The following is a 19,921-nucleotide window of genomic DNA, read 5'->3' on the forward strand; positions in this document are numbered from 1 at the left end:
TTTCTGATTTAATTTCATTGTTAATTTACATTAGATATCGTATGCGTTTTTACCTTTTCTATTACATATTTGAATTGTCATCGTCTTCATCTTCGTACAAATAGCCAAGTTCTCTTTCTTTGTGAGCCAAGGTATTTGTAAGGTCATGCCATCCTGAGTACCCAAAGACGGTATCAAGAAGTCTTTCGAATCGATACATGTTTAGTCACCTCTTTTTGGGAGTTAGTATGTCCAGACAATCGACAAGTATGTGTAATTTTTTTAGACGGCAAAACTTCTTTATAATAATAAGTAGAGGTGGTTTATAATGAGCAAACAAATAGGTTTTATTGGTTGTGGGAAAATGGCCCAAGCTATGATTCAGGGAATTATTACGTCCAAAGTCGTTACACCAGAACAAATCATCGTAAGTGCAAAAACAGAGGATTCGCTTCAACATGCCGAGAAGGCATTTGAAATTAGGACAACAATTCACAACAATGAGGTGGCAGCCCAAGCAGATTTACTGTTCCTCGCGGTTAAACCAAATTTGTACGGGGAGATCATTAACGAGGTGAGAGAGTCCGTTAATGATCAGACGATAATTATTACAATAGCTGCTGGAATATCACTGGATTATGTTGAAAAACAGTTTGGAAAACCAATGAAGGTAGTACGTTCCATGCCAAACACACCTTCCTTAGTAGGTGAAGGAATGAGTGCCCTTTGTGTAAGTTCATCAATTGATGAAGGAGATTTATTTGAAGTTGTTCAACTTTTTGAGGGATATGGAAAGGTAGAGGTTATAGAGGAAAGGCTTATGGATGCTATTCCAGCCGTAAGTGGTTCTTCACCTGCATATGCCTATTTATTTATTGAAGCCTTAGCAGATGGGGCTGTTTTGCAAGGGATTCCACGTAATCAAGCATATAAACTTGCAGCCCAAGCACTACTTGGTGCGGCAAAAATGGTCCTAGAAACAGGAAAACATCCAGGGGAACTGAAAGATGATGTTTGCACACCGGGTGGCGCAACCATTGAAGCAATTGCAACACTTGAAAAACAAGGTTTCCGAGCAAGTGTAATTGCAGCAATGGAAAGTTGTACAGAAAAGTCGAAAGAATTATCAAGTTAACCTAGAAAAGCATTCAGACTGTTCTCTAGGCCTAAAAAACTGTAATCAATAATACTGATTGCAGTTATTTTAGTTGATTTGTTCTTTAATAAGAACGTATAATGAAAATATGTCAAATGTTACTAAAAATGTAACGAAAATGAAAGTTCCAACGTCTAATGTAGTGAAAACTGGTTAACTTCTTCTGATTTCAAGCTACTACTCTTACCAAAAATTTCACTCCAATCTTCCAACATCTTAGTCTACTTACAATGTACGAGAAGGTAAATCTAGAACTTACAGTAAATAGGAATATATTCTTTTTTTCATAATAAAATGCCTATGTAAGTTCCTTTGTTAACCACTTTTAATATTTGTAACATTGTCCAGGAAAAAAGCGAAGACAAGTAAACTATGGGAGAGAGTAACTTGAAGAAATCAACTTTACCATTATTATTGGGTGTATTTTTAATGAGTGGTTGTAGTCTCATCGAGAAAAAAGAACCAGTAAGTGTTGAATTGCATCATGTTGCACCAGTTGAAAGCGTTGAGGCAAAACAGGGGATTGGGGCTCGGGAAGTTTCTATTATTGATCCTCGAGATAATTCTGTTATTGAAGTATTGAATATGGCGGATTACCAAACTGAAGAGGAATTACAAGCAAAGGCTACTCAATTAGCAAGTGATTTAGCCGCATCAATTGACAGACCGATGAAACCTGCAAAACTATCAACAACTGGAGAGCTGCAGCCTGGCCAAAGTAGAATGATACTAATTGAAGATGAGCTTGTCACTAGATTACTAGATGATTCTATTTTTACCAAACAGGTCATACTGCCAATTGAAGAAACGAACCCAAATGTTACACAAGAACAAGTAGAAGGGATAAGTGAAGTTGCCCTTGGAAGCTTCACTACGTACTTCAATGCTTCAGTAGAAGGAAGAACCTTTAATATAAAAAAATCTGCAGATGCAATCAATGATATAGTATTGGGGCCAGGAGACCAATTTTCTTTTAATACAGTTGTAGGTAATGCCTCCAAGGATAATGGATATGCGCTTTCGACTGTCATTGTTAATAAAGAATTTGTTCCGGGTTATGGAGGAGGAGTTTGTCAAACTTCAAGTACTCTCTATAATGCGGTTGTTAAAGCGGGTCTTGAAATTGTCCAAATTCATCATCATTCAAAACCAGTCGGATATGTTCCGCTTGGTCATGACGCAACGGTTGCTTATCCTTATTTAGATTTTAAGTTTGCGAACAATCGTCCTTATCCAGTTGTATTAAAATCATATGTAAAGGGTGGATCCCTTCAAGTTGAAGTTCGTTCTGCAGCAAATTATGTATCAAATTAGTAGAATAAAAGGCCAGCGAAGCTGGTCTTTTTTCTGTTATACTATCAATAAGTTAGTATGAAAGGGGTTGCAAAGTTTTTGAGAATACTAGTTGTAGGAGCTGGAGCAGTAGGTGGCTATTTTGGGGGGCGATTACTTGAAAAAGGTGAAGATGTAACCTTCTTAGTACGTGAAAATCGCCAAAAACAAATACATAAAAATGGTCTTCAAATCGAAAGCATACATGGAAATGTGACACTTCAACCGAGGACCATTTTATCGGGTGAGAAGGTGGGTACGTTTGATGTCATAATCCTATCAACAAAACAATATCATCTGGACGGTGCTTTACATAGTATTGAGCCATATGTAGGTGAAGCCACAATGATTCTCCCGTTATTAAACGGCTTTAGTCATGTAGATGTTATCAAGTCCAAATTCAACCCCGAAAATGTAATCGGTGGCTTATGTTTTATCGAATCAACATTGGACTCCGAGGGGAAAATTATTCAATCAAGCCCTAACCACCGCGCTAACTTTGGGGAATTATCAGGGGAAAGAACGGAACGTATTGAAAAATTAGCAAAAGTGATGTCAGGCACAAAAACAACCATTCAATTAAGTGACAATATCATTCGGGAAATGTGGCATAAGTATATGTTTATTACTTGTCTCTCAGGAGTGACATCTTTAATGAGATCTCCAATAGGTCCGATACGAGAAGAAAACAATGGGCAGAAGATAATCTTAAATCTTTTGAAAGAAATTGGTGCTGTAATGAGGTCAATTGGTGCTCCAATAGATGAAGATATTGAGGAAAAGCATCTAGAAACAACAAACTCAATGACATATGAGATGAAGTCATCGATGCAGCGTGATATGGAAAAAGGAATAGATATCGAAGCGGATCAACTACAAGGTTATTTGTATAATATTGCCCAGAAAAAGGGTATCGAGACTCCATTATTAGAGCTTATTTATTCAAGTTTAAGGGTGTATCAAGTACAAAGAGGGTAAACAAATACACCCCTTATAAAAATTAAGGGGTGTACCTATTATCCAACTACTTTTACAACAGGTTCAACGGTTACCTCAACATTACCTTTAAGCGTCTGTGAAATAAAGCAGGCTTTCTCTGCACGATGAGCAAGTTGAATTACTTTTTCTTGTAATTCATTGTCAGCCTGTTTTACAAAAAGTACTGGTTTATGAACAATACTTTCAAATACTAAACGCTTACCATCTTTTTTCACGGTTCCATCTGTTTCGACCTCAAAGTGGGTGTATTCAATATTACGGTTAGAAAGAATTGCAGCAAGAGTAAGCATATAGCAATTTGTTGCTGCTGCAATTAGCAATTCCTCAGGATTTGCACCGACACCTGGGCCATCAAGTTGCTTTGGAGCAGAAACGGTAGTTTGAAGCCCATCTGTGGTAATCGTACCTTCACCGTTTCTATCGCCGGTCCATGTTCCTTTCACTGTAAAAAGACTCATCTCATTCATCCCCTCGTAGTTTCACTACTTATACTTCTATTATATGCACAAAAATTGGAAACAAGAAAGGAATCTGTACATAAAACAAAAAGCTGATTCCGTTAACGGAACCAGCTTTGAAATACAAAGGGAATGCCACAATTGCCGTCCCCATATTGTTTCACAACCTGCACTCTCACAGGTGGGAGTTTGCATAAATTGCGTCACCTTCCATGAAAATCAAATGCGCCTTGGCATATTTGATGGCCTGGTGTTGCAAGCTAATCTCTTAAACTCCCTAATAATTAGTATTCGGTTGAAACAATACTAGGAAACGAACATCACAGCACTTGTTGTTATGCCTTTATTTTACCGGACCTTCTACTGAATGAAAATAGGTGGTTGTTACCAAATTTATTTCTATTATTTATACTGAAAAATATACTATTTTAAAAGGAGGCTATGGGAATGAGTTGTACGGATTTTACATTTGTAGCAGATGATGGTACCGAAATCTATTGTAAAAAATGGGTAGAAGAGAGCTATTTAACTCCAAAAGGAATAGTTCAAATTTCACATGGAATGGCTGAACATATTGGACGCTATGATGTTTTTGCAAAAGCGTTGATCAAAGAGGGATATGTTGTTTATGGTAACGACCATCGAGGACATGGTCAAACGGGGATAAACGCAAATTTAATGGGGTATTTTGCAGAAGAAAATGGGTTCAATCTAGTTGTTAAAGATATGTACCAACTAACAGAGGTTATTAAGAATCTTCATCCTAACCTACCCATTTTTCTTTTTGGGCATAGCATGGGCTCTTTCTTAACACGGAGATATATACAGACATATGGAGCCGAATTGGCAGGTGTCATACTATCAGGGACAGGTGGGGACCCAGGCTTAATTGGCAAGGTGGGAATCGGAATCGCTCGGCTAGAAATGAAACGTAAAGGAAAGAAGACACAGAGTCATCTTATGAACAAGCTTACCTTTGGAAGATACAATAAGGCCTTTAAAGCAGCACGAACTGAATACGATTGGCTTACAAGAGACGAAAAAGAAGTAGATAAATATATCCAGGATCCCCTTTGTGGTGGTGTATTTTCTGCTGGCTTTTTCTATGATCTAGTCAGTGGTGTTGCAATAGTGAATGACCAGCATGCTAATAAAAAAATTGAACCGGAATTACCGATGTACTTTATAGCAGGTGATAGAGACCCTGTGGGTAATTTTTCAAAGGGTGTTCTTCAAGCTGCAGAGATGTATAGGAAAATAGGAATCAAAGATGTAACTGTTCAGTTATATGAAAATAGCCGCCATGAGATAATAAATGAATTGAACAAAGAAGAGGTATTCAAAGATATTATTCACTGGTTAGATAGTCATAAATAAAAATAGGATCTAAAGGCTACGGCCTTCAGATCCCTTTCGAGGAGATATGGTGTGGATACGTGGTGGATACGCACAGGTACCTTTTGATTAGTTCCAGTAAGAAGCACCTACAATAATTAATAGGATAAATAGAACCACGATTAACGCAAAGCCGTTGTTGCCTCCGCCTCCATTATAGCCCATATATAGCACCTCCTTCTTTGAGAGATACTATATAGTATGTGGTAAATGAATAAGTGAAATGGACAATCATGGAGAAAGTGAAAAACAGGTATTACCCTAGATTTCTAGAAAATAAAAACAACACCCTTAATTGATGGGGTGTTGTTTGGTTATCCGGCTTCTTTCTCTTTAAGGCGAAGTCGATGAGAATGAAGCACAAAATGGATTAGCATAAAGGAACAATACGTAAACAAAAGAAGCAGTCCGACAAAGTCAAGATGAAGTAGCTTAAAAACTAAGCTGACCCCAGTGGCGATATATAACCCAGCTAAAAAGTATCGAACCTGATTATCCTCGTACACATTTGTTACTTTTGCTCCAATTTGGCCGCCGATAAGGGCTCCAACAATCAGGATGCCGATTATTGCGTAATCAAGCTGAACTGAAGAAGCGTAGGTTGTAAAACCTGCCGCAACAATCATAAATACACTAAGCAGGCTTGTACCCACAGCATATTTTGTTTGATAGGAAAGGATACTGATTAATAATGGAACAATAATGAATCCTCCACCTACCCCTAATGCAGTTGAAATAAAACCGGCGAATAAACCGATCAACACAATTTTTATATACGAATATTCTGTTTTACTGGTTGGCTGCTCCTTGCTAGGAGATTTGCTCACGAGTATTGAAATAGAAAAGTATAAAATGAGAGCTAGGTACATTAATGGAATAACCGTGTTTTCTAGTTGATACCTTTCAAGTAATATCACAAATGGATGGGCAAGCTGAGTAGCGATAATCCCACTTATTCCAATAATGATGGATGTTTCCCATTTAATATTATTTAGGCGAAAATGCGCAGTTACTCCAGAGAGTGATGTTGCAACTGTATACAATAGGCTTGTGGCAATTGCTGTTACTGGAGAAAACCCCAAAAGGATTAATGTTGGGGTAAGAATAAACCCGCCTCCAATGCCAAAAAAGCCAGACATGATTCCGATACTTAGACCCAATACAACGTAAATAAGTAAGTCCTGCAATGGCAAACTCCTTTCCTTATTCACTCTGTTGTTCATTATACAGGAAAAATCTAAATCCTGCATGTGTACAAGACCTAAAAACCAGACAATTTAGAAAAATGCACTTTCGAAAATTGGTGGTTCATCCAAAAATGGTGCTTCACATATAATTTCTTCATTTGTTAATGGGTGAAGCAATTTAATTTTTGCCGCATGTAGAGCCTGTCTAGGGACAGTTGGTTTTCCACCATATAAAGTATCTCCCAAAAGTGGGTGACCTATATGGCTTAAATGCACTCGAATCTGATGTGTGCGTCCTGTTAGGAGTTCAAGTTCTACTAAGGACATTTTTTTAGCAGGAAATGTTTGTATTACTTTATATTTTGTAATTGCCTTTTGCCCTTTTGGGGATATTCTTCTACGAGTTGGATGGTGGCGGTCGCGTCCTATTGAAGCATCAATCATGCCTTTTTTTTGCCTAAAAATACCGTGGGCTAGGGCGACATAGGTTCGTTTAATCTCCCGGTTTTCGAGTCTTCGGTCTAAAATTGCCGAAGCCAATTTGTGTTTTGCAAAAATAATAGCACCGGTTGTATCACGATCGAGACGATGAATATGACGAACTTTTGTAAACAGGCCATGTGCTTGAAAATGATAGGCAATCCCGTTTGCTAAAGTACCAAGTTGGTTATCTTCGTTAGGATGGGTATCCATTCCTGATGGTTTATTTGCAATCAGGAGATGATCATCTTCAAATAAAATTTGTAAATTAGGATTGTATTCTGGCTGAACCCCGTACTCATCTTCCATAAATAGGTGTATTTGGAATTTATCATTCACTTTAAGAGATGTATTCCAAGGGAGGATTTCTCCGTTAAGTTTTGCACCTTTTTCCATTCGTAATTGATGGAGCATTTGTTTAGGCATTTCCCATTTTACTTTCAGGGCATCCTCAATTGTAATACCGTCCCAACTACTTGGTATTGATATCTCAAACCATTCCCCTAGTTTCTTTGTAAACAATATAATCATCCTCTTGAAATTCTTTCAATTTTATCTTTTACAAGTATATCCAAACCAGGTGATGAAAGAAAGAGAATGGTGGATTTAGAGGAAAGACTTACCGTACCAAAAACGAAGAACCCTATGTTATTCTAGATTTACTATGGAGATATAAGGGTGGGTTTTACATTGAAAATTGTAGTAGCATCAACTCCGGAGCAGGAGCATCATATTACGGAGCTAATAGATTACATGTACTCCTCTATCTTCCCAAATTACTTTGAAGATGAGTATATTGGAAAATTAGAAGAATGGAATGTGTTAACTCCAAAAGAGGAAGACGCCTACTATAACCGCACATTGGATAAGGCTTTCAAAGTCATATCAAGCCTTCAAGCAATTATTGCAGTACTAGAAACCATTCAAGAAGAGGGCTGCCAGGAAAATCATGAGGATATCTTTACAAAAAACGTGAAGATTCTTAATGATTATGGTTATTTATTCCCATTCAAGATTGAAGAGTTTCAACGTGAGAATAACACACAAAGCCTAAGTAAATATTCAAAACCAGCAAATCAATATCTAGCTTAATACATAAAGGCAGCGGCAGCCTTTACTAGTAATGCGTAGGTGCCAATATATCGGTTTAGACCTGAGAGCCGATGGCGCATGAAGCTAGACAAGAACGAAAAATCCCTGTTCAAAATGTTTGAGCAGGGATTTTTCTATTATTTTGAACTAGCCGTTGCTGATTCGAACCATGTTTTATATTCATTATGGTCTGGATGATAACCCACCAGACGTGAAACCTCTTCGCCATTTTCAAAATGAATCAATGTGGGCGTATATTCGATTCCGTATTTATTCCAACCTTCTTCAAACTCTAGAAGGTTGTACTTTTTTAAGTCAAGTCCCATATCATCTACCATTGGAACGATAACAGGAGTTGTTTCTTGACAGTGTGGACAGGTTGGACTATAGAAATAGACAGTCATTGTTTCCCCATTTTCCAATTTCGTCTCCAATTCATCAGGTAAAATCTGATTTCCATAGTTTGGATCATCAAGCTGTTTAATTGTTGCAGGATCAAGGTTTTTCTTTCCGTATGGATTTCCTTCTGCCTGCTGTTTGTTTTGTTGTGTAGTCACAAATGCAAGTGCTCCAAAGATAGCGACGATTATGACTGTAAAAATAATTACCTTTTTCAAGATTTAATTACCTTCTTTCAATTTTTTTAATGTTAAGAAGCTAGTAATAGCAATGATTGTAAAACCTATAAGTGCTAGAAAAGGAATTGTTACAAAACCAAACCAATTAATATATTGGCCAGTACATGGCACAATTCCGCATGCAAGAGAGTTTTCACCGACAGCTGGAATCTTTTGAACTAGATAGTGATAGATTGAAATAGAACCACCAATTAAAGATAGAATAAATGAATAGAGTGCAATAGAATAATTCTTTTTAATAATAGCGATTCCCAAAATGATTACGAGAGGGTACATAAAAATACGTTGATACCAACATAATTCACATGGTATAAATTTCTGGATTTCTGAAAAATATAGACTACCAAGTGTGGATATTAGTGCGGCAGCAAACGCTATAAATAAATATGTCTCCAGCACCTTTTCATTTAGTTTAGAATTCATCGAACCCCTCATTCCAGATAAGTATACTAAAAATTATAGTATCTCAAATAGTGAATGTAAAATGTAAAATCTTGAAGTGAAGATATCCAGTGAACATTTTGTGTCATTTTTGAACCTGCAGAAATGGACATTCCTTTATAGTTCCTTATAATAGAAGGTGGATTAGATAGACAGGAGATGATGTTTTGATAAAGGCAGTTATTTTTGATTTTGATGGACTAATCTATGATACAGAAACGAATGAATACAATGTATTGAATGAGATTTTTCAAGAACATGGTTCAGAGCTTCCACTGTCGGTGTGGGGGAAAGTAATTGGAACCCAGGCAGGATTTAATGCTTTAACATATTTGGAAGAGCAAATTGGTAAAAAAGTAGACCATGAGAAATTAACGAAGATAAGACGCGATCGGTTTAATGAACGAATGAAAAATGAAGGGGCATTACCTGGTGTAGAGGAGTATCTTTCAGCGGCAAAGAAAGCCGGATTAAAAATAGGGCTAGCATCAAGCTCGACTTATGATTGGGTGTCAAATCATTTGAAAAATCTTTGTCTTTTGGATTACTTTGAGTGCATTCGGACCTCAGATGACGTCGAAAAGGTAAAGCCAGACCCAGCCCTATTTTTAGAAGCAGCAAAATGCTTGGGTGTGTCACCTGAGGAATGTGTTGTCTTTGAAGATTCTGCAAACGGGGCACTAGCTGCTAAACGTGCAGGTATGTATTGTGTTGTCATACCTAACCAGGTTACAAAGGATCTAGATTTCTGTGAGGTAGATGATCGTTTGGTTTCGATGGCTTCGATTGAGTTAAATCAATTACTTGCTAGGATTGAAAGAGGAAAAACTAATCAGGGTGAGTAGAGACCTTGATGACGTACCTATATTAAATACAAAAACCACGATGAATATTAGAGTGACCCAGTAAAATGAGACAAGGAAAAAACACCCCCTGTATCGAATTTAGTTAATAACTAATCGATTTTTATGGAGGGTGTTTTTATATGGGGAAAAAGGTACATTATCCATCAGAGATTAAAGTAAAAGCAGTAGAAATGAAAAAGAATGGATTTACAAACTCAGAAATTATGAATGAATTGGGGATAAAGAATGTCTCACAAATAAAGACATGGATGCGCTGGGATCGTAATGGTGAAAGCTATCGTTTTGAACAGCCTATTGGAAAACAGTACAGTTATGGAAAAGGTCCAGGAAGCCAGGATGAACTTGAAATAGAACGCAACAAAAATAAGCATCTTCAGATGCAAATTGAAATTTTAAAAAAGTACAAAGAACTCGAAAGGAGCTGGTTCCGCAAGTAGTTATTGAATTGGTAGAGGAGTTATCAAAAAGATATAAAGTAATTGATATACTCAGTGTTCTAGAAATACCAAAATCTACATTTTATCGTTGGAAAAAGAAATACATTAATCGAGGGCCAAAAAAATTAGAAAAGCTTATAATCGGCCTTTGCGAAGAGACTAAATATCATTATGGACATAGAAAAATTAAAGCTCTTCTAAAACAGCGTTATAACATTAAGGTTAATCGCAAGACTGTACAAGTTATAATGCAAAAGTTCAATCTTCAATGTCAGATTAAAGTAAAAAGACAGAAACATATCAATGGCGAAAGTAATATTATTGTGGACAACATTCTTAACCGGAACTTTAAGGCAGAAAGACCAAATGAAAAGTGGGTAACTGACATTACATACCTACCATATGGCTCTTCTATGCTTTATGTATCAACAATAATGGATTTGTATAATAACGAGATAGTCGCTTATACGGTAAGTTCAGTACAAGATACGAATTTTGTATTGAGTACATTGAGAGAGGCCATAAAAAAGCGAAGACCTAAAAAAGTTCTATTGCACAGTGATCAAGGATCAGTATATACATCCTATGCATATCAAAATTTCGCAAAAGAAAAAGGCATTATCACAAGCATGTCCCGTAAAGGAAACTGCCATGATAACGCCGTAATTGAATCCTTTCACTCCTCGCTAAAGTCGGAAGGATTCAAAGACCATAGAAGATCTTCTATCACTAATATTAAAGTAATTGAGATTGTGAATCAATATATGTATTACTATAACGAAAAACGAATACAGGCAAAATTAAACTACCTGGCTCCAATTGAATATGGACGCCAGGTAGCATAGGTGTTTTTTCTAATTCCCATTTTGGCGGGTCAGTTCANTAACCAGGTTACAAAGGATCTAGATTTCTGTGAGGTAGATGATCGTTTGGTTTCGATGGCTTCGATTGAGTTAAATCAATTACTTGCTAGGATTGAAAGAGGAAAAACTAATCAGGGTGAGTAGAGACCTTGATGACGTACCTATATTAAATACAAAAACCACGATGAATATTAGAGTGACCCAGTAAAATGAGACAAGGAAAAAACACCCCCTGTATCGAATTTAGTTAATAACTAATCGATTTTTATGGAGGGTGTTTTTATATGGGGAAAAAGGTACATTATCCATCAGAGATTAAAGTAAAAGCAGTAGAAATGAAAAAGAATGGATTTACAAACTCAGAAATTATGAATGAATTGGGGATAAAGAATGTCTCACAAATAAAGACATGGATGCGCTGGGATCGTAATGGTGAAAGCTATCGTTTTGAACAGCCTATTGGAAAACAGTACAGTTATGGAAAAGGTCCAGGAAGCCAGGATGAACTTGAAATAGAACGCAACAAAAATAAGCATCTTCAGATGCAAATTGAAATTTTAAAAAAGTACAAAGAACTCGAAAGGAGCTGGTTCCGCAAGTAGTTATTGAATTGGTAGAGGAGTTATCAAAAAGATATAAAGTAATTGATATACTCAGTGTTCTAGAAATACCAAAATCTACATTTTATCGTTGGAAAAAGAAATACATTAATCGAGGGCCAAAAAAATTAGAAAAGCTTATAATCGGCCTTTGCGAAGAGACTAAATATCATTATGGACATAGAAAAATTAAAGCTCTTCTAAAACAGCGTTATAACATTAAGGTTAATCGCAAGACTGTACAAGTTATAATGCAAAAGTTCAATCTTCAATGTCAGATTAAAGTAAAAAGACAGAAACATATCAATGGCGAAAGTAATATTATTGTGGACAACATTCTTAACCGGAACTTTAAGGCAGAAAGACCAAATGAAAAGTGGGTAACTGACATTACATACCTACCATATGGCTCTTCTATGCTTTATGTATCAACAATAATGGATTTGTATAATAACGAGATAGTCGCTTATACGGTAAGTTCAGTACAAGATACGAATTTTGTATTGAGTACATTGAGAGAGGCCATAAAAAAGCGAAGACCTAAAAAAGTTCTATTGCACAGTGATCAAGGATCAGTATATACATCCTATGCATATCAAAATTTCGCAAAAGAAAAAGGCATTATCACAAGCATGTCCCGTAAAGGAAACTGCCATGATAACGCCGTAATTGAATCCTTTCACTCCTCGCTAAAGTCGGAAGGATTCAAAGACCATAGAAGATCTTCTATCACTAATATTAAAGTAATTGAGATTGTGAATCAATATATGTATTACTATAACGAAAAACGAATACAGGCAAAATTAAACTACCTGGCTCCAATTGAATATGGACGCCAGGTAGCATAGGTGTTTTTTCTAATTCCCATTTTGGCGGGTCAGTTCATATCATACAGATATCCTATCGTGGTTTTTATTTTTTTGTGATTAAATAAAACTTCTAAGCCATGCAAAGGCTTCCTCTTCGTCAGGACCATCGATTCTAACAGTGATTGTCTGTCCTTCACGGATTCCTGCTCCCATTAGTCCTAAAATACTTTTTGCATTATATGATCTATTTTTAAAATGAAATTCTACATCACTTGTAAATCGACTCAAGTTCTGAACTAATTCACCAGCCGGCTTTGCATGTAATCCTTCCTTAATAGTTACGGTAATTTCTTTTTCGATCAAATCATCCCACTCCTTAAAGAGGTAATTTTAATGGACCATTACTACATTTATTCTGGAAATGTATTTTTAGACCTAAAATTACAGACCATTTGCAGTAGCGAAAAATATGTAAGCGTGTTAATTTAATGTAATAAGAGAGTTCTAAGGGGGAAATAACTTGGAAAAATACATACTTTCATTAGATCAAGGGACCACAAGTTCACGTGCTATTTTATTTAATCAAGAAGGTGAAATTGTTCATGTGGCACAGAAGGAATTCACACAAATTTTTCCCAAACCAGGTTGGGTTGAGCATAATGCAAACGAGATATGGGGCACGATATTATCAGTCATGGCGACGGTTTTATCCGAAGCTAGTGTAAAAGCAAGTCAAATTGCTGGAATTGGAATTACGAATCAACGTGAAACCACAGTAGTTTGGGACAAAGAGACAGGACAGCCCGTGTACAACGCAGTTGTCTGGCAATCTCGTCAAACAGCGGAAATATGTGAGGATTTAAAAGCTAAAGGGTTAAACGAAACTTTCCGCGAAAAAACTGGTTTATTAATTGATGCCTATTTTTCAGGAACAAAAGTGAAATGGATTTTAGATCATGTAGAGGGGGCACGACAAAAAGCAGAAAAAGGCCAACTTTTATTTGGAACAATAGATACATGGTTAATTTGGAAACTATCTGGAGGCAAGGCTCATGTTACGGATTATTCAAATGCATCTCGAACATTGATGTACAACATCTATGAATTAAAATGGGATGATGAGTTGTTAGAACACTTAACTGTTCCAAAGTCAATGCTTCCCGAGGTTAGACCGTCTTCGGAAGTATATGCCAAGACAGCCGGTTACCATTTCTTTGGCCAAGAAGTGCCAATTGCTGGCGCTGCAGGTGACCAACAGGCAGCTCTTTTCGGGCAAGCCTGTTACCAACAGGGAATGGTCAAGAATACATACGGTACAGGCTGCTTTATGTTAATGAATACGGGTGAAAAAGCAGTACACTCAAAACATGGATTATTAACAACAATTGCATGGGGATTGAACGGTAAAGTTGAATATGCATTAGAAGGAAGTATTTTTGTAGCTGGATCTGCACTTCAATGGCTTCGTGATGGGCTTCGCATGATTAAAGATGCGAAAGATAGTGAAGGATATGCGATAAAGGTTGATTCAACTCAAGGTGTGTATGTAGTCCCTGCATTTGTTGGGCTTGGTGCACCATATTGGGATAGCGATGTTCGTGGTGCTGTATTCGGGCTCACTCGTGGGACAACAAAGGAACATTTCATCCGTGCAACATTAGAAGCATTGGCATACCAAACAAAAGATGTCCTCACTGCAATGGAAGCAGACTCTGGTATTTCTCTAAAGACACTCCGTGTAGATGGTGGAGCTGTTAAAAATAACTTTCTGATGGAATTCCAAAGTGGAATTTTAGGAGTACCAGTCGAGAGACCGGTTATTAATGAGACAACTGCTTTAGGGGCAGCTTACCTTGCTGGATTGGCAGTTGGCTACTGGAAGGATCAAGCTGAAATTTCGAGTAAATGGGCAATTGACCGTACGTTTGAAGCAAAAATGAGTGACGTTCAACACGAAGAGCTATATAGCGGCTGGAAAAAGGCCGTACAGGCAGCGATGGCATTCAAATAGAAATTATGCTATTATAGAGATAAGTTAATTATTCGGTAGGAGATTTGGAGAGACCGCAGGAGCCATTGTCACGATGTGAACAATGTCTTTTGTGGTCTCTTTTTTCTATCACTTTAAAGGAGTGGGGTTTTATGTCACAGTTTTCCAGCTTAGATCGAGATTCAATTTTAGCTGACATGGAAAAGGAAGTTCATGACTTATTTATTATAGGTGGTGGGATTACAGGTGCTGGAATTGCACTTGATGCTACTAGCCGTGGTTTGAAAACAACTCTTGTTGAGATGCAGGACTTTGCAGCTGGAACATCCAGTCGCTCCACTAAACTTGTGCACGGTGGCCTACGCTATTTAAAACAATTTGAAGTAGGTTTAGTAGCCGAGGTAGGTAAAGAAAGAGCTATTGTTTATGAAAATGGTCCACATGTAACAACCCCAGAGTGGATGCTCTTACCCCTACATAAGGGTGGGACGTTTGGGAAATTTTCAACATCAATTGGCCTTCGTGTATATGACTTTCTAGCTGGTGTAAAAAGATCAGAGAGACGTTCGATGTTGAATGTGGAGCAAACGCTAGCTAAAGAACCACTCATTAAAAAAGATGGCCTAAAAGGCGGCGGGTATTATGTAGAGTATCGAACGGACGATGCTCGTTTAACGATTGAGGTCATGAAAAAGGCAGTTGATAAAGGTGCGAAAGCGGTCAATTATGCCAAGGTGGAATCGTTCATTTATGAAAATGAAAAGGTTAAGGGAGTAAAAGTAGTAGACGTACTAACAGGAAAAGAATATCAAATCTATGCTAAAAAAATCGTTAATGCTACAGGGCCTTGGGTTGATAAGATGAGGGAAGCAGACTCTTCAAAAAAGGGGAAAGTCCTTCGCTTAACTAAAGGTGTCCACATTGTAATTGATCAATCAAAGTTCCCACTAAAACAAGCGGTCTACTACGATACTCCTGATGGACGAATGGTGTTTGCAATTCCTCGAGACGGAAAAACATACGTGGGAACGACGGATACATTTTACGACAAAGACACTGCGCATCCAACAGTAACGGTAGAGGACCGAGAGTATTTAATTAAGACAATTAACTATATGTTCCCAGATGTAGATGTGAAGGATTCTGATATTGAATCAAGCTGGGCTGGTTTACGCCCTTTGATTTATGAAGAAGGAAAAGATCCGTCTGAAATTTCACGTAAAGATGAAATCTGGGTATCGGATTCAGGTTTGATTACCATAGCAGGTGGAAAATTAACGGGTTATCGCAAAATGGCTGAAATCGTCGTAGACAAAGTAGGGAAGCTTTTAGAAGAGGAAGGGGAAGCTGTACTCAAACCTTGCCAAACCAAAAATATTCCGATATCAGGTGGAAACGTCGGTGGATCGAAAAAATTTCCATTGTTTGTGGAAAGTAAGGTCGAAGAACTAGTGAGTGAATTTCAGCTAACTCATGAAGACGCTGAAAGGCTCACTCGTTTATATGGATCAAATATTGAGTTGGTAAAAGGAATCATGCAAGACTATAGGGATCAAGCACATAAAACAGCTCTCTCATTACCTGTACTTGCGGCTTTGGAATATGGAATTCAATATGAAATGGTGACAAAGCCAATTGACTTCCTCATTCGACGTACAGGAGCAATGTTTTTTAATATAGCATGGGTTAACAAATGGAAAGAAGAGATTGTTGCTTATATGGCTGTAAAGTTTAATTGGACTGAAGATGAAAAGCGAGGTTACGAAGCCGAAGTCGAATCCTATATCAAAGTAGCGACCGAGGCCAGTGAAAGGGACATGTAATTTGTATGGATTCAGGCGGAGTAATTCGCCTGTTTTTTTAGTGAGTTGGGGACAAACTGATTTGGATGTATGGCACCGTAGGGATAGTTACAAGGTAGGGTGTTATTCAGGTGCGCATCTGGATAAAATTAGGTAAATGCGAACCAGTAAACCCGAGATGCAGGTACGCATTTGGATAAAATTAGGGAAAAGCGAACCAGCAAACCCGAAATGCAGGTTCGTATTTGGATAAAATTAGGAAAGAGCGAACCAGTAAACCCGAAATGCAGGTACGTATTTGGATAAAATTAGGAAAAAGCGAACCAGTAAACCTTAAATGCAGGTACACAAATGGATAAAATTAGGTGAATGCGAACCAGCAAACCCGAAATGCGGGTACGTATTTGGATAAAATTAGGAAAAAGCGAACCAGTAAACCTTAAATGCAGGTACGCAAATGGATAAAATTAGGTAAATGCGAACCAGCAAACCTTAAATGCAGGTACGCAAATGGATAAAATTAGGAGAATGCGAACCAGCAAAGCCAACAACTATCCGCTCACTTTGATAAAATTAGTGGAAACCAAGAGGCAACTGCCAAAATACAAGCCTGCAACTACCTACATAACAATAGATAACAGACAAACTTGAATAAAACATTGGAAATTAACAGGATTTTATATAGAATAAGTAGAAGATAAAACATACAAGTAATATACAACTTAAAATGGAGGTTCATCGAACATGAGCTGGATGGAAAAATATAACCAGTGGCTGAACACGCCCGGGTTAGATGAAGAAATAAAAAATGCGTTGCTTGAAAAAAAAGACAATCCAAAAGAGCTTGAAGATTGCTTTTACAAAAACCTTGAGTTTGGAACTGGTGGAATGCGTGGGGAAATCGGACCAGGGACAAACCGCATGAATTTATATACAGTACGGAAAGCATCAGCGGGGCTTGCTGCTTTTATTGAGTCTTTCGGGGAAGAGGCAAAACGTCGTGGAGTTGCGATTGCTTATGACTCTCGTCACAAATCACCTGAATTTGCTATGGAGGCAGCGAAAACCCTTGCCTCACGTGGAATTCAAACGTATGTATTTGATGAACTTCGACCAACACCAGAACTATCTTATGCTGTTCGTCATTTAAACGCATTCTCTGGAATTGTAGTAACAGCTAGCCATAATCCACCAGAATATAATGGTTACAAGGTATATGGTTCTGATGGTGGACAACTACCACCTGAGGCTGCTGATACAGTGATTGAAAAAGTAAATGCAATCGAACACGAGTTAGAACTAAAAGTGAGTAGTGAAGAAGAATTAAAGGCTTCAGGACTTATTAAAATGATTGGTGCTGAAATCGATAACGCTTATACAGAAAAGTTAAAAACTATTTCAATTAATCCTGAACTGTCACAAGTAGGAGTTAAAGTTGTCTTTACACCGCTTCACGGAACAGCAAACAAGCCAGTTCGTAATGGATTAAAAGCATTTGGATATGAGAATGTAACAGTAGTAAAAGAACAGGAACTACCAGATCCGAACTTCTCTACTGTAAAGTCACCAAACCCTGAAGAACACGCAGCATTCGAATTAGCAATTGCTGAAGGTAAAAAGATTGACGCAGACATACTAATTGGAACAGATCCCGATGCAGATCGTTTAGGTGTAGCTGTTAAGGATAACAGCGGTGAATATGTTGTATTAACAGGAAACCAAACGGGGGCAATTCTGCTGCATTACATTTTATCTGAAAAGAAAAAGAAAGGTATTCTTCCGGATAATGGAATCGTGCTAAAGACAATTGTTACGTCCGAAATAGGACGAGAAATTGCTACATCATTTGGACTTGATACGGTCGATACATTGACTGGATTTAAATTTATCGGTGAAAAAATTAAGCAATACGAACAAACTGGAGAATACAAATTCCAATTTGGCTACGAAGAAAGCTATGGATACTTAATTGGAGACTTTGCTCGAGATAAGGATGCTGTTCAAGCGGCACTTTTAGCAGTAGAAGTTTGCGCTTATTATAAGAACAAAGGTATGACTATGTATGAAGGTCTAATGGAAATTTTCGAGAAGTATGGCTATTATCGTGAAGGTCTTGAATCCTTAACTCTAAAAGGGAAGGAAGGCGCAGAGCAAATTAATAATCTTCTTGCTAGCTTCCGAAGTGAGCCACTAACAGTTGTTGCGGGTCGCAAGATAAATCTCATCGAAGATTATAAAGAAAGTATTCGTACTCATATTGAAGAAGGCAAAAAAGAGGAAATTACGCTTCCAAAATCAAATGTCTTAAAGTATTTCTTAGAAGATGGTTCATGGTTCTGTTTACGTCCTTCTGGCACAGAGCCAAAAGTGAAATTCTATTTTGGAGTTAAAGGAAATTCTCTAGAAGACAGTCAAAATGTCTTAAATAGCATTTCATCAGATGTTATGGAACAAGTTCATTCTATTTTAAAATAAAAACAGGACCCGCGGGTCCTGTTTTTTCAATAAAGGCAATCCCCACTTACATATGTGCGGCTAGCTCCTCCATACTTTCTGTCGATGCATGGTCTATATAGCGGAGTAAAGAATATAACTGTCGTTCAATAACGGAATAGTCTTTTTCAAAATTATAGGCATGTAAAAAATGTTCGATTTTTTTGGAAAGAAAATCATCCTTTGTCCGAACCATCAAAATAAGTAGGTTGTCCCACTGTGATCTATGCGTGTAATAAAGCGCTTTGTCGTAATCTACACTATTCACTGCTTTTTCCCTCCTTTAAGGAGTTGATTATAGTTTGTGGAGAAATGCTGTTTTTTCTCGCTGTAAATCTTGGGCAAGAATCCAATACAAATTTGAATAGTAAGCAGAACTGAAAATGCATTAGAACTGGTAAAAATAAAATGACTAATCTCTAATGAAAAAGCGCAAAATACAAGTGATTTTTACATAGGAGGTAATAACCGTGGAAAAACGAATGTTAATTTCAATTTTGTGTACCATGTTTCTTTTTCTGGGTGGTCCATCGGTAGGTGCACAGCAGAAACCACCACAAAAACCACCACAACAGGAACAACAGCTTCCAACAGATTATGAAAAATGGGGCAGGATTGCGGTTGAATTAGCAAAAATGAATTATGTGGACAGCAAGATAAGCGATTATCAATATAAGGGAAGAGAGAACCTAACAGATACGCAATCGAAGGATACATTTGAGTTAAAAGTTCAAACAAAAGATCGCACATTTACAGCGAAGGTAATGATTTTGTTTAATCCCCAAACAGATTCCCTTTTATCGTTAAGCATTGAAGAAGTTAAATAATCCAAAAGCCACTATTTTGTGGCTTTTTTCGTTAAATCCACGTAACAAACAAAATCCCCTTTCATCATTTTGACAAAC

The 19,921-nt window shown here is 37.4% G+C and carries 21 protein-coding genes; 12 read left to right on the top strand and 9 right to left on the bottom strand.

Going from position 1 to position 19,921, the window contains the following annotated elements; genetic code table 11:
• Positions 1–61 precede the first annotated feature (61 nt).
• Entirely contained in the window at positions 62–199 is a 138-nt protein-coding gene (locus CZ490_RS22215) for a hypothetical protein (protein WP_159439881.1), read from the bottom strand.
• 108 nt (positions 200–307) lie between these two features.
• On the opposite strand from CZ490_RS22215, the gene proC reads away from it, so the two are divergent.
• The 3 genes from proC (at position 308) to CZ490_RS00650 (ending at position 3,445) form a co-directional block, all read left to right on the top strand.
• Complete coding sequence (proC, locus tag CZ490_RS00640) at positions 308–1,114, top strand: pyrroline-5-carboxylate reductase (RefSeq protein ID WP_077617060.1); 807 nt, start codon at positions 308–310, stop codon at positions 1,112–1,114.
• Positions 1,115–1,522: 408 nt separating this feature from the next.
• Entirely contained in the window at positions 1,523–2,449 is a 927-nt protein-coding gene (locus tag CZ490_RS00645; RefSeq protein WP_159439882.1) for a VanW family protein, read from the top strand.
• 78 nt (positions 2,450–2,527) lie between these two features.
• On the top strand, positions 2,528–3,445 hold the full coding sequence (locus CZ490_RS00650; RefSeq protein WP_077617062.1) for a ketopantoate reductase family protein: 918 nt from the start codon (positions 2,528–2,530) through the stop codon (positions 3,443–3,445).
• A 38-nt stretch (positions 3,446–3,483) separates the two neighbouring features.
• On the opposite strand, the gene CZ490_RS00655 is transcribed toward CZ490_RS00650, so the two are convergent.
• A complete protein-coding gene (locus CZ490_RS00655; protein ID WP_159439883.1) occupies positions 3,484–3,924 on the bottom strand; it encodes an OsmC family protein in 441 nt (146 codons plus the stop codon).
• A 447-nt stretch (positions 3,925–4,371) separates the two neighbouring features.
• On the opposite strand from CZ490_RS00655, the gene CZ490_RS00665 reads away from it, so the two are divergent.
• Positions 4,372–5,301, top strand: coding sequence for an alpha/beta hydrolase (locus tag CZ490_RS00665; RefSeq protein ID WP_077617064.1), 930 nt, complete (start codon positions 4,372–4,374; stop codon positions 5,299–5,301).
• Between the two features lie 87 nt (positions 5,302–5,388).
• Here CZ490_RS00665 and CZ490_RS00670 read toward each other — a convergent pair whose 3' ends face one another.
• From CZ490_RS00670 to CZ490_RS00680, 3 genes are all read right to left on the bottom strand, one after another.
• Positions 5,389–5,484 carry a YjcZ family sporulation protein gene (locus CZ490_RS00670; RefSeq protein WP_077617065.1) on the bottom strand — a complete coding sequence of 32 codons (96 nt, stop codon included), beginning with the start codon at positions 5,482–5,484 and terminating at the stop codon, positions 5,389–5,391.
• A 149-nt stretch (positions 5,485–5,633) separates the two neighbouring features.
• Positions 5,634–6,506 carry a sulfite exporter TauE/SafE family protein gene (locus CZ490_RS00675; protein ID WP_077617066.1) on the bottom strand — a complete coding sequence of 291 codons (873 nt, stop codon included), beginning with the start codon at positions 6,504–6,506 and terminating at the stop codon, positions 5,634–5,636.
• A 90-nt stretch (positions 6,507–6,596) separates the two neighbouring features.
• Positions 6,597–7,508: an RluA family pseudouridine synthase gene (locus CZ490_RS00680; RefSeq protein ID WP_077617067.1), complete on the bottom strand. Its 912-nt coding sequence runs from the start codon at positions 7,506–7,508 to the stop codon at positions 6,597–6,599.
• Between the two features lie 168 nt (positions 7,509–7,676).
• Between CZ490_RS00680 and CZ490_RS00685 the strand changes: the two genes are divergently transcribed.
• On the top strand, positions 7,677–8,078 hold the full coding sequence (locus tag CZ490_RS00685; protein ID WP_142255317.1) for a DUF5365 family protein: 402 nt from the start codon (positions 7,677–7,679) through the stop codon (positions 8,076–8,078).
• A gap of 137 nt (positions 8,079–8,215) precedes the next feature.
• On the opposite strand, the gene CZ490_RS00690 is transcribed toward CZ490_RS00685, so the two are convergent.
• Together CZ490_RS00690 and CZ490_RS00695 are read right to left on the bottom strand one after the other, a co-directional pair.
• Positions 8,216–8,695: a thioredoxin family protein gene (locus CZ490_RS00690; RefSeq protein ID WP_077617069.1), complete on the bottom strand. Its 480-nt coding sequence runs from the start codon at positions 8,693–8,695 to the stop codon at positions 8,216–8,218.
• 3 nt (positions 8,696–8,698) lie between these two features.
• On the bottom strand, positions 8,699–9,139 hold the full coding sequence (locus tag CZ490_RS00695; RefSeq protein WP_077617070.1) for a disulfide oxidoreductase: 441 nt from the start codon (positions 9,137–9,139) through the stop codon (positions 8,699–8,701).
• Between the two features lie 185 nt (positions 9,140–9,324).
• Here CZ490_RS00695 and CZ490_RS00700 point away from each other — a divergent pair, with 185 nt between their 5' ends.
• The 3 genes from CZ490_RS00700 to CZ490_RS00720 all read left to right on the top strand — a co-directional run bounded on the left by CZ490_RS00700 (position 9,325) and on the right by CZ490_RS00720 (position 12,770).
• On the top strand, positions 9,325–10,002 hold the full coding sequence (locus CZ490_RS00700) for an HAD family hydrolase (protein ID WP_077617071.1): 678 nt from the start codon (positions 9,325–9,327) through the stop codon (positions 10,000–10,002).
• 140 nt (positions 10,003–10,142) lie between these two features.
• Positions 10,143–11,305 (top strand): IS3 family transposase gene (locus CZ490_RS00710; RefSeq protein WP_142255311.1). Its coding sequence is split into 2 segments (ribosomal slippage): positions 10,143–10,416 and positions 10,416–11,305, totalling 1,164 coding nucleotides; the frame shifts between segments, so codons are not numbered across the junction.
• A gap of 302 nt (positions 11,306–11,607) precedes the next feature.
• A protein-coding gene (locus tag CZ490_RS00720) for an IS3 family transposase (RefSeq protein WP_142255311.1) occupies positions 11,608–12,770 on the top strand; the annotation gives its coding sequence in 2 pieces (ribosomal slippage) (positions 11,608–11,881 and positions 11,881–12,770; 1,164 coding nt in all).
• Between the two features lie 78 nt (positions 12,771–12,848).
• Here the strand turns inward: CZ490_RS00720 and CZ490_RS00725 are convergent.
• On the bottom strand, positions 12,849–13,094 hold the full coding sequence (locus CZ490_RS00725; RefSeq protein WP_077617072.1) for an HPr family phosphocarrier protein: 246 nt from the start codon (positions 13,092–13,094) through the stop codon (positions 12,849–12,851).
• A gap of 157 nt (positions 13,095–13,251) precedes the next feature.
• On the opposite strand from CZ490_RS00725, the gene glpK reads away from it, so the two are divergent.
• The 3 genes from glpK to CZ490_RS00740 all read left to right on the top strand — a co-directional run bounded on the left by glpK (position 13,252) and on the right by CZ490_RS00740 (position 18,998).
• Positions 13,252–14,742, top strand: a complete 1,491-nt coding sequence (gene glpK, locus CZ490_RS00730) for a glycerol kinase GlpK (protein WP_077617073.1) — start codon at positions 13,252–13,254, stop codon at positions 14,740–14,742.
• 131 nt (positions 14,743–14,873) lie between these two features.
• The gene (locus CZ490_RS00735) at positions 14,874–16,544 is read left to right on the top strand and encodes a glycerol-3-phosphate dehydrogenase/oxidase (RefSeq protein ID WP_077617074.1); all 1,671 of its coding nucleotides are present in this window, start codon (positions 14,874–14,876) and stop codon (positions 16,542–16,544) included.
• Between the two features lie 723 nt (positions 16,545–17,267).
• Positions 17,268–18,998 carry a phospho-sugar mutase gene (locus CZ490_RS00740; RefSeq protein ID WP_077617075.1) on the top strand — a complete coding sequence of 577 codons (1,731 nt, stop codon included), beginning with the start codon at positions 17,268–17,270 and terminating at the stop codon, positions 18,996–18,998.
• Positions 18,999–19,044: 46 nt separating this feature from the next.
• Here the strand turns inward: CZ490_RS00740 and CZ490_RS00745 are convergent, their stop codons facing one another.
• Entirely contained in the window at positions 19,045–19,284 is a 240-nt protein-coding gene (locus CZ490_RS00745; RefSeq protein WP_077617076.1) for a YhdB family protein, read from the bottom strand.
• Positions 19,285–19,486: 202 nt separating this feature from the next.
• On the opposite strand from CZ490_RS00745, the gene CZ490_RS00750 reads away from it, so the two are divergent.
• The gene (locus tag CZ490_RS00750) at positions 19,487–19,843 is read left to right on the top strand and encodes a DUF3889 domain-containing protein (protein ID WP_077617077.1); all 357 of its coding nucleotides are present in this window, start codon (positions 19,487–19,489) and stop codon (positions 19,841–19,843) included.
• The last annotated feature ends 78 nt before the right edge of the window (positions 19,844–19,921 follow it).

It is taken from the genome of Litchfieldia sinesaloumensis (assembly GCF_900156865.1).
GTDB classification, from domain to species: domain Bacteria; phylum Bacillota; class Bacilli; order Bacillales; family Bacillaceae_L; genus Ferdinandcohnia; species Ferdinandcohnia sinesaloumensis.